At 70.6% G+C, this 9,374-nt stretch carries 11 protein-coding genes; 9 read left to right on the forward strand and 2 right to left on the reverse strand.

Translation table 11 applies throughout. The features are described from left to right. Positions 1–13 precede the first annotated feature (13 nt). Positions 14–1,465, forward strand: a complete 1,452-nt coding sequence (locus tag ACFSXZ_RS20935; protein WP_378266801.1) for a hypothetical protein — start codon at positions 14–16, stop codon at positions 1,463–1,465. An 18-nt stretch (positions 1,466–1,483) separates the two neighbouring features. Here the strand turns inward: ACFSXZ_RS20935 and ACFSXZ_RS20940 are convergent, their stop codons facing one another. Continuing rightward, positions 1,484–3,274, reverse strand: a complete 1,791-nt coding sequence (locus ACFSXZ_RS20940; RefSeq protein ID WP_378266802.1) for an AMP-dependent synthetase/ligase — start codon at positions 3,272–3,274, stop codon at positions 1,484–1,486. Positions 3,275–3,348: 74 nt separating this feature from the next. On the opposite strand from ACFSXZ_RS20940, the gene ACFSXZ_RS20945 reads away from it, so the two are divergent. From ACFSXZ_RS20945 to ACFSXZ_RS20975, 7 genes are all read left to right on the forward strand, one after another. Continuing rightward, a complete protein-coding gene (locus ACFSXZ_RS20945; RefSeq protein ID WP_378266803.1) occupies positions 3,349–3,753 on the forward strand; it encodes a polyketide cyclase / dehydrase and lipid transport in 405 nt (134 codons plus the stop codon). A gap of 10 nt (positions 3,754–3,763) precedes the next feature. Next, positions 3,764–4,564: a metallophosphoesterase family protein gene (locus ACFSXZ_RS20950; protein ID WP_378266804.1), complete on the forward strand. Its 801-nt coding sequence runs from the start codon at positions 3,764–3,766 to the stop codon at positions 4,562–4,564. Positions 4,565–4,623: 59 nt separating this feature from the next. Further along, positions 4,624–5,073, forward strand: a complete 450-nt coding sequence (locus ACFSXZ_RS20955) for an SRPBCC family protein (RefSeq protein ID WP_378266805.1) — start codon at positions 4,624–4,626, stop codon at positions 5,071–5,073. Between the two features lie 55 nt (positions 5,074–5,128). Next, positions 5,129–6,277 (forward strand): ArsA family ATPase, encoded by a 1,149-nt coding sequence (locus tag ACFSXZ_RS20960; RefSeq protein ID WP_378266806.1) that lies wholly within the window; start codon positions 5,129–5,131, stop codon positions 6,275–6,277. Positions 6,278–6,323: 46 nt separating this feature from the next. Continuing rightward, positions 6,324–6,647, forward strand: a complete 324-nt coding sequence (locus ACFSXZ_RS20965; protein WP_378266995.1) for a hypothetical protein — start codon at positions 6,324–6,326, stop codon at positions 6,645–6,647. Positions 6,648–6,736: 89 nt separating this feature from the next. Next, a complete protein-coding gene (locus tag ACFSXZ_RS20970) occupies positions 6,737–7,708 on the forward strand; it encodes an ROK family protein (RefSeq protein WP_378266807.1) in 972 nt (323 codons plus the stop codon). Between the two features lie 12 nt (positions 7,709–7,720). Next, positions 7,721–8,605, forward strand: a complete 885-nt coding sequence (locus ACFSXZ_RS20975) for an NUDIX hydrolase (RefSeq protein WP_378266808.1) — start codon at positions 7,721–7,723, stop codon at positions 8,603–8,605. On the opposite strand, the gene mftR is transcribed toward ACFSXZ_RS20975, so the two are convergent. After that, a complete protein-coding gene (mftR, locus tag ACFSXZ_RS20980) occupies positions 8,592–9,191 on the reverse strand; it encodes a mycofactocin system transcriptional regulator (protein WP_378266809.1) in 600 nt (199 codons plus the stop codon). The genes ACFSXZ_RS20975 and mftR overlap by 14 nt on opposite strands. A 77-nt stretch (positions 9,192–9,268) precedes the next feature. Here mftR and mftA point away from each other — a divergent pair, with 77 nt between their 5' ends. After that, entirely contained in the window at positions 9,269–9,373 is a 105-nt protein-coding gene (gene mftA, locus ACFSXZ_RS20985; protein WP_378266810.1) for a mycofactocin precursor MftA, read from the forward strand. Position 9,374 lies beyond the last annotated feature (1 nt).

Genomic DNA, 9,374 nt, shown 5'->3' on the forward strand with positions numbered 1-9,374 from the left:
CTAGCCTGTCGCGGTGAGGCGCTGGACAGTCGACGATCTCAACGAAGCCGAGCGTGAACTGGTCCTGGCGGTGCTGGGCGGCGGGTATCTCGATCTGACCGGCCGGACCGGGAACCCGGAGATGCCGGAGATCCGCGGGGAACTGATCCGGCAGATGATGCTCGACCGGTTCGGCTGGCCCGGCACCGAACGGGCCGACCCGCGCGGGATCCGGGTGTCCGGAGCGCGGCTGGCAGGCGGGCTGGACCTCGCGGAGGTCTCGTCATCGCTGCCGCTCTCGCTCATCGACTGCCACAGCGCCGAGCCGGTCCGGCTTCGCGGCGCGAAACTGTCCACTGTGGACTTGACGGGTCTGGTGGCGCCTCGGCTGATCGCCGACGAGATGACCGTGGAACGGAGTCTGACCTTGCGTAATTCGGTGCTGGGTGGTGGCCCCTTCTACGCGGTGCATCTCGGTGGAGCGCGGATCGGCGGGGTGCTCAACTTCAGCGGGGCACGCCTGAGCGCCAGTGAAGGACCCGCGATGCAGGCGAGCGGCCTGCACACCGGAAGCGGCGTGTTCATCAACCGGGGCTTCCACGCCGAAGGCACCGGCGAAATGGGCGTGGTCCGGCTTCCGGGCGTCGTCGTCGGCACGATGCTCAACCTGGCCGGGGCCACGATTCGTAACCCGGACGGTCCCAGCCTCGTCGCCGACTATCTGCGAACCGGGAGCAATGCGGTGTTCTACGACGGCTTCGAAGCGGAAGGGACGGTGCGCCTCGTCGGCGCGGAGATCGGCGGGCAACTCGTGTGCGACGACGGCCGGGCGCGGCCGTCGCGGCCCGGGGACCTCGCGCTTCATCTGAGTCAGGTACGAATCACGGGACACCTGCTCCTGGCCGTCTCGTTTCCCGACGGGCCGCTGGACGTGACCGGCCTGACCTATGGCGGACGCCCCGGCAACGCCACCCTCACCGAATGGCTGGAGATGCTGGCCGACCGTACCCCGGAGTACGCGAGCCAGCCCTACTTCCAGCTGGCCAAGGCACATTCCGGAGCCGGGCACGAAAGGAACGTGAAGCGTATCCACCTCGCGCGGCAGAAGGACCTCCTGCGGCGAGGTGACCTCGGGTTGTCCGGCCGGGTCTGGCACCGGGTCGCCGGGGTCACCGTCGGCTACGGTTACCGGCCCATCGTGGCGCTGCTCTGGCTCACCGGCACCCTGGCCCTGTCGGTGCTTCTCGTCCTCCTCGCGGGCGCGGCCGGGCTGCTCGGCCGGTGCCCTCCGGTGGAACAGGTCGGGCTCGCCCTCAACGCGGTGACCCCGCTGGTGAAGGTGGACCATCAGCGTTGCGTGATCGATACTTCACGGGGGCCCGGGCAGGCGATTCTCGCGGCAGGCTGGGTTCTCCAGGCGTTGACGTGGGCCTTCCTCACCCTGTTCGTCGCCGGATTCACCGGCCTGGTGCGAAAATCGTCCTGACCGTGCGGGAACGAGTGCTCAGCGCTGGTAGATCCATTCGATGGCGTTGGCGTAGTTCTTCGCCACCACGTTGCGCTTGAGCTTGAGGCTCGGCGTGATCTCCCCGGTCTGCTCGGTGAAGTCGCGGTCCAGAATGATGAACTTCTTGATCGCCTCGGCGTGCGAGACCTGCTGGTTGGCCTGGTCGATCGCGGCCTGCACCTCCGCGCGCAGGTCCGGGTCGCCGGTGAGGTCGGCGACGGTGGCGCGCTCGGGCTTGCCGCGCTGGGCCTTCCAGGTCGGGAAGAACTCGGGGTCGATCGTGATCAGCGCGCCGATGAAGGGCCGCCGGTCGCCGACCACCATCGCCTGGCTGATCAACGGGTGCGCCCGCAGGGTGTCCTCGAGCCCGGAGGGGGCGACGTTCTTGCCGCCCGCCGTCACGATGATCTCCTTCTTGCGGCCGGTGATGCGGAGGAAGCCGTCGTCGTCCAGCGCGCCGAGGTCGCCGGTGTGGAACCAGCCGTCCTGGATGGCTTCGGCCGTGGCGGCCCGGTTGTTGAAGTACGACCCGAACACCACGTCGCCCTTGATCAGCACTTCACCGTCCGGGGCGATGCGCACCGACGTTCCCGCGACCGGGCGCCCCACGGTGCCGACCTTGTACGCCGTCTCGGTGTTGACGTTGGCGGCCGCCGAGGTTTCGGTGAGCCCGTAACCCTCGTAGACCGGCACTCCCATGCCGCGGAAGAAGTGCGCGAGCCGGGTGCCGAGCGGAGCGCCGCCCGACACGGCGCCGACACAGCGCCCGCCGAGCGCGGCCCGGAGCTTGCCGTAGACCAGCTTGTCGAAGGCGAAGTGGCGCAGCCGCAACGCCAGTCCGGGACCGCCGGCGTCCAGGGCCTGGCTGTACTCGACCGCGGTTTGCTCGGCCATGTCGAAGATGCGGCCCTTGCCTTCGCTCTCCGCCTTCTGCCGCGCACCGTTGTAGACCTTCTCGAACACCCGCGGCACGGCCACCACGAAGGTGGGCCGGAAGGTGCGGAGGTCCTCGACCAGGTTCTTCACGTCCGCGGTGTGACCGAGGGTGACGCGGGCGGTCAGCGCCGTCAACGCGATGGCGCGGGCCAGTACGTGTGCCAGCGGCAGGAAGCACAGCAGCGAGTTGCCCTGCTCCATCAGCTGGGGGAACGCTTCGATGGCGCCCCGGATTTCGGCCAGCAGGTTGCGGTGGGTCAGTTCCACGCCCTTGGGCCTGCCGGTCGTCCCCGACGTGTAGACGATCGTGGCCAGCGCCCCGGCCCGCACCTGCCGGTGCCGGTCGCGCACGTAATCGTCAGGGACCCGCGAGCCCAGCGCGCTCAGCTCCTTGGCCGCCCCGTAGTCGATCGCCCACACGTACCGCAGGCCCGGCAGGCGGTCGCGCACCTTGTCGACCTCGGCGAGGTGGGCGGACGTTTCCACGAACACGGCCTTGGCGCCGGAGTCGGACAGGATCCAGTACACCTGCTCGGCCGAGGAAGAGTCGTAGATCGGCACCGTCACCGCTCCGGCGGCCCAGATCGCGAAGTCGATCAAGGTCCACTCGTAGCGGGTCCTCGACATCAGGCCGACCCGGTCACCACGTTCGACACCGGCCGCGATCAGGCCTTTGGCCACGGCGAGCACCTGGGCGGCGAACTCCCGCGCGGTGACGTCCAGCCACGTTCCTCCGCTCTGCCGCCTGAAGCTGATCGCTTCGCCGAAACGCTCGGCGTTGGCGAACACGATGTCCGCGAGCGTCTCGTCGTCGGCAACCGGCTTCGCTGCCGGGGCGCTGTACTCCCGCACGGGGGACCTCCGTGTATGTAATGCTACTCGCGAGTTAACTAGGCGTGCGCTTACCTTATGACATCCTGCACATCGTGAGCATCCCCCTCGGCACACCACCGGCCCTCGACCTGGTCGACGAGACGTTCATCGCGGTACCGCCCAAGCTGATCGCGGCGGTTTTCGCCGATCCGCAGGCCTGGTCGCACTACTGGCCCGACCTGGTCCTTCGCGTCTACACCGACCGCGGTGACGAGGGCCTGCGCTGGACCGTGGGCGGCGCGCTGACCGGGACGATGGAGGTGTGGCTGGAACCGGTTCTCGACGGCACCGTCCTGCACTACTTCCTGCGGGCGAGCCCGAACGGCGAGCCGAAGCCTCGTGACCTCCGCCGCGAGTTCGACCGCCGGGCCCGCGCGGCGAAGCAGATCGCGCTCGGACTGAAACAGGTTCTCGAGGACGGCCGGGAGCCGGGGATACCGCCGGTTCACGACCAGTAGGCTCTTTCCCATGCGGGTTCATGTCGTCTCCGACGTGCACGGCAACGCCGAGGCGCTCGCCCGGGCCGGTGAGGGTGCCGACGCGCTGGTCGTGCTCGGTGATCTGCTCGACTTCGTCGACTACAACGAGCACGGGAAGGGCATCCTCGGCACGCTGTTCGGCGCGGAGAAGGTGGGCCAGTTCGCCCGCCTGCGCCGTGAGGGAACCCGCGAAGAAACCGTTGCCTTCTCCCGGTCGCTGTGGGCAGGCCTGGCCGACCCCGCGGCCGCCGTCACCGAAGCCATCCGCGAGCAGTACGCCGCCTTGTTCGGGGCGATGAGGGCGCTCCCGGTGCCGACCTACGCTACGCCCGGCAACGTCGACGCGCCGGATCTGTGGCCGGAGTTCGCGGGCGACGGGGTGACGATCGTCGACGGTGAAGTGGTCGAGATCGGGGGGCTGAGGTTCGGTTTCGCGGGTGGTGTGGTGCTGCCCGACGGGGCCGTGGTGCGCCGCGCGAATCCGGTGTGGCGCCCCTACCTGCGCACCCGTGACGAGTTCGTGGCCGCGGTCGGCAAACTCGACGACGTCGAGGTGCTGTGCACGCATGTTCCGCCCGCCTTTCCCGAACTGACCTACGACGTGGTCGCCCGGCGGCACGAGGTGGGCTCGGAAGCCCTGATCGACCTGATCGCCGCGCAAGGGCCGCGATGGGCGCTTTTCGGCCACGTGCACCAGCCGCTGTCGTCCCGGCTGCGGACCGGGTGCACGGAATGCCGCAACGTCGGGCACTTCAAGGTCACCGAGCGGCCCTACGTACTGCGGTGGTGAACGAGCGCGCGGTGAAGGCACGACGCGCCCGCGACCGGGTGGCGCTGTAACCTCAGCGCATGGCCGACCAGTCCACGCAGTCCATCGACGTCGAAGCGCCGCCGGAGCGTGTCATGGCGGTGATCGCGGACTTCCCGTCGTATCCGGAATGGGCCAAGCAGGTCCGGGAGACCGAGGTGCTCGCCGAAGACGAGCAAGGCCGCGCCAAGCAGGTCAAACTCACCCTGGACGCGGGCCCCATCAAGGATGTCTACACCCTCGAGTACGACTGGTCGGCCGACGGCCGCGAGGTGAGCTGGCATCTGGTGAAGGGCCAGATGCAGAAGGCCCAGGACGGCCGCTACCGGCTCGAGCCGATCGACGGCGGGATGACCAGGGTGACCTACACGCTGTCGGTCGAGTTGATGCTGCCGATGATCGGCATGCTCCGGCGCAAGGCGGAGGCGATGGTCATGCACACCGCGCTCAGAGAGCTCAAGCGCCGCGTCGAGGAGGGCGCCGGTCAGTGAGGGGACCGGTGAACCGAGCACTTCGCCGCGCCGGCGGCCTCGCCGGGGAGCCGGTTTGACCCGGCTGCTGCTGTTCACCGGCAAGGGGGGCGTCGGGAAGACGACACTCGCGGCGGCGACCGCGGCCGGGCTGGCCGCGCGTGGCACCAAGACCCTCGTCGTGTCGACCGATCCCGCGCACTCGCTCGCCGACGCCTTCGCCCGGCGGCTGACCGCCGAACCGTCCGAGGTGGATGGTTGTCTGCACGGGGCCCAGATCGACTCCCGCGGCCTGGTCGACACGATTTGGCAGGACCTGCGCGGAAAACTGCGCAGTGCGCTGTCGGGCGCCGGGGTCGACGAGCTGGAGGCCGAGGAGCTGACCGTCCTGCCCGGCGTGGACGAACTGCTCGCGCTCACCGAGATCCAGCGGCTGGCCGAGAGCGGCCGGTGGGACACGATCGTGGTCGACTGCGGCCCGACCGCGGAGACGCTCCGGCTGCTGGCGCTTCCCGAGGCCGTCACCGGGTACCTGGACCGGATGTTCGGCTGGCAGGCCAAGATCGTCGGCGGTGGCACCGTGCGGTCCGTCCGGAAGCTCGCCGCGCACCTGGAGTCCCTGCGGGACCTGCTCACCGATCCGGTGGCGACCGGGGTGCGGCTGGTGCTCACCCCGGAGCGGGTCGTGGTGGCCGAAGCCAGGCGCACACTGTCCGCGCTCGCGTTGCGGGGCGTCCGCGTGGACGGCGTGATCGTCAACCGGCTCATGCCCGCGGCCCGGCTGTGGCGCGGTGCGGCGGCGTCCTGGCTCCGGGCACGGCGAGCGCAGCAGGACGCGGTCCTGGCCGAACTGGCCGGAACGCCGCTCGCCCGGTACTCGCCGGTGGAGCACCGGGCGGTCGAACCGGTCGGGCTGGCGGCGTTGCTGGAGATCGCGACCGAGCTCTACGGCGACGAGGATCCCTTGCGCGACCGGGGAAACGAGCCCGCTCCGCTGTTCGAGGTGTCGGAGTCCGGCGACGGTTACCTGCTCCGGGTGGCGCTTCCGCTCGGCCGGGACGCCGAGGTGGACCTGGCGCGCGTCGACGACGATCTGGCGATCACCGTGGACGGCTTCCGCAGGCTCGTGCCGTTGCCCGGAAAGCTGCGCCACTGCCGGGTCGTGGGAGCGGAGGCAGGCAGCGGTGGCTTGGTCGTTTCCTTCACCGGGAGGGCTGTTGACTGAGACTGAGGCGACGAGCCTTGGCGAGGAGATCCGGCAACTCGTCGAAATGGTGCTCGAACGCGCGGCGCCGTGGCTGGAAGAGGTGATCGCGGCCGGGCACGGTTCCCCGCGAGACGGGGAAGAGCCGGACGCGGCGGGTTGCGGCTGGTGCCCGTTGTGCGCGGTGGTCTCGGTGGTGCGCGGGGAACGGCCGGAGTTCGCCGCGCGCGTGCTCGAACAGGCCCGGCAGCTCATCGCGTTGCTGCGCGCCGTGCTCGCGGACCGCTGGGAGCCCGAGGAGGGCGTGCACATGCCGGGTTTCCAGCGTTCGCCCCGTCCTCCCGCCGAGGAACGGGTCCAGCACATTCCGGTGCGGTGGCAAAATACGTGACTGCCACGCGAAGCGTGTCCGTTGAGGGTGGTGGTGGGAGACGGGAGGGGCTGACCGCCACGCGTGGCGGTGCGAGACGGGAGGGCTGAGTGCACGCGATCGGGCTCGATGTGGGTGGCACGAGCGTGCGCGCGGGCGTGGTGGACGAGCGCGGATCGCTGCTGGACACCGCGCGGGCGGGGACGCCGAGCGACGAAGACGCCCTCGAAGACGCGATTTCCGCGGTGATCGACGAACTGCGCAACCGGCATGACGAGGTGGCCGCGGTGGGGCTCTCGGTGGCCGGGTTCGTCGCGAACGACCGGCGGACGGTGATGTTCGCGCCGCATCTGGCGTGGCGCGCGGCGCCGGTGGCGGAACGGATCGCCAAGCGGGTCGGCCTGCCGGTGACCTTGGAGCACGACGCGAACGCGGCGGCGCTGGCGGAGCACCGGTTCGGCGCGGCGCGGGGCACGCGGGTGGCGGCGCTGATCGCGATCGGCACCGGGATCGGTGCGGGACTGTTGCTGGACGGCGAAATCTACCGGGGCGCGCACGGGGTCGCGCCGGAACTCGGTCACCTGACCGTCGTGCCCGGGGGCCGTGCGTGCCCGTGCGGCAAGTACGGCTGCTGGGAGCGTTACTGCAGCGGAACCGCGCTGGCGGCGACCGCGGTGGAACTGCTGGCCCGGCATCCCGGTGTTTCGACCGTGCTGGCCCGGGAGTTTTCGCGGGACCCCGGGGCGATCACCGGCCGCCGGGTGGCGGGCGCGGCGCGGGACGGCGACCCCATCGCCCAGCGGGCGGTGGCGGAGCTGGCGAAGTGGCTCGGGGAAGGGCTCGCGCTGGTGGCCGACGTGTTCGATCCGGAGATCATGGTGATCGCCGGAGGGGTTTCCGAATCGGCGACGCTGTTCCTCGACGAGGCTCGCGAGCACTACGCGGGCGCGCTCACCGGGGCGCGGCACCGGCCGCTCGCGCGGATCCGCACCGCGCATCTCGGCGACGATGCCGCGATCGTCGGCGCCGCCGCGCTGGCGGCGTCAGCCAGGGAATCCGGCGGGGCCCGCCGCAAGGTGTGACAAGCTGGTCGAATGGCGTCGGGCGACGGGTTCGTGTGGTGTTCGGGCGGTCATCGCCACTGGGGCACCAATGGTGCCGCCGGGTTACTGCTGGTCGACTCGGAGTGCCGGGTGTTGTTGCAGCACCGGGCTTCCTGGACGCATCAGGGCAGCACCTGGGCGCTGCCCGGGGGCGCGATCCACGACGGTGAGAGCCCACGCGCGGCGGCGATCCGGGAGGCCGGGGAAGAGGCGGCGGTCCCGCCGGACGCGGTCCGGGTGACCGCGGCGACCGCCGTGGACCACGGCGGCTGGCGCTACACCACGATCCTCGCCACTGCCCGCGAAACCGTGCGCGAGCGCGTGATGAATGCCGAAAGCACCGAACTGCGGTGGGTAAGCCCCGAGGAGGTCGGGAACTTCCCGCTGCACCAGGATTTCGCGGCCGCCTGGCCGGCCCTGCACGCGCAGCTCGGCCGCGAACTGGTGCTGGTGGTGGACGCCGCCAACGTGGTCGGATCGCGGCCGGACGGCTGGTGGCGCGACCGGGCCGGGGCGGCGGCCCGGCTGCGCGACAGCCTGGGCGCGCTGGTCCGGGACGGGGTGCGGGGCACCGACGTGGCACTGGCGCCCGACTGGTGCTGGTGGCCGACGGTCCGGTTGGTCGTGGAGGGGCAGGCGCGCCGGATCTCCTCCGGTGACGGCGCCGGTGGCGGTACGGGTGGCACCGTGGAGGTCGTCGCCGCCGAACGCGACGGCGACTCCGCGATCGTCGAGGTGGTGCGCGCGTCGGCGCCACGTGAACAGGTCGTCGTGGTGACCGCCGACCGCGAACTCCGCTCACGCGTGGAAGCGGAGGGCGCCTCGGTGGTCGGGCCGGGAACCCTGCTGGGCCTGCTGGAGGTCACCGAAAGGTAGGAAGCCGCCCGAGTTCGGCCATCCCGGCGGACAGCAGCCGGCCAAGGTCGGAGCCGGGCGCGCGGAGCCATTGTTCATACGCGGCAAGGGCGACACCGAGAGTGGCGTAGGCGATCGTCTGGGGCGCGAGGGAATCCGGATCGACGCCGAGCCGTGTCCCGACGAACTCGGCGAGCACCTGCCGCCAGTCCGCGTAGCGCAGCGCCGAATGCGCCTGGAGTGCCGGGGTGGTCAGGATCAGCTCCATCCGCCGCCGGTGCCAGGGCGCCTCGGCGGGGTCGATCCGGTTGAACTCCACCAGCGCCTCGGAGATCACCTCCAGCAGCGGCCGGTCCGCCGGATACTCCGCGAGCCGTTTGCGCATCGTCGCGAGCTGGCCGTCGAAGTCGCCCCAGGCGATGTCGTTCTTGGACGGGAAGTACCGGAAGAAGGTGCGACGGCCGATGCCGGCCGCTTCGGCGATGTCGTCGATCGTGGTGCGCTCGAATCCCCGGTCCGCGAACAGTTCGAAGGCCGCGTGCTCGACTTCGGCGCGGGTGGTGATCCTGCGGCGCCCGACGCGGGACGTCGCGCCCGATCCGTTCAAGACTCTTCCATTCGGCACTCGGTGTCATTATTGTCGTGACGGGGTCGCACCGTGGCGGCCCAGGAAGGGAGCATCCCATGTCCGACGCGTCCACCGCCGCCCAGACACCCGAAGAGCCCCTGGTCGAGGAGGAACTTCTCGTCGAAGAGGTCTCCATCGACGGCATGTGCGGTGTCTACTGAC

It is taken from the genome of Amycolatopsis pigmentata (assembly GCF_042684065.1).
Classification (GTDB): domain Bacteria; phylum Actinomycetota; class Actinomycetes; order Mycobacteriales; family Pseudonocardiaceae; genus Amycolatopsis_E; species Amycolatopsis_E pigmentata.

Coding starts and splice junctions, on each gene's coding strand:
- ACFSXZ_RS20965 (WP_378266995.1), top strand. CDS start 6,324: ATGGTGCTCGAACGCGCGGCGCCGTGGCTGGAAGAGGTGATCGCGGCC.
- ACFSXZ_RS20950 (WP_378266804.1), top strand. CDS start 3,764: ATGCGGGTTCATGTCGTCTCCGACGTGCACGGCAACGCCGAGGCGCTC.
- ACFSXZ_RS20975 (WP_378266808.1), top strand. CDS start 7,721: ATGGCGTCGGGCGACGGGTTCGTGTGGTGTTCGGGCGGTCATCGCCAC.
- mftA (WP_378266810.1), top strand. CDS start 9,269: ATGTCCGACGCGTCCACCGCCGCCCAGACACCCGAAGAGCCCCTGGTC.
- ACFSXZ_RS20955 (WP_378266805.1), top strand. CDS start 4,624: ATGGCCGACCAGTCCACGCAGTCCATCGACGTCGAAGCGCCGCCGGAG.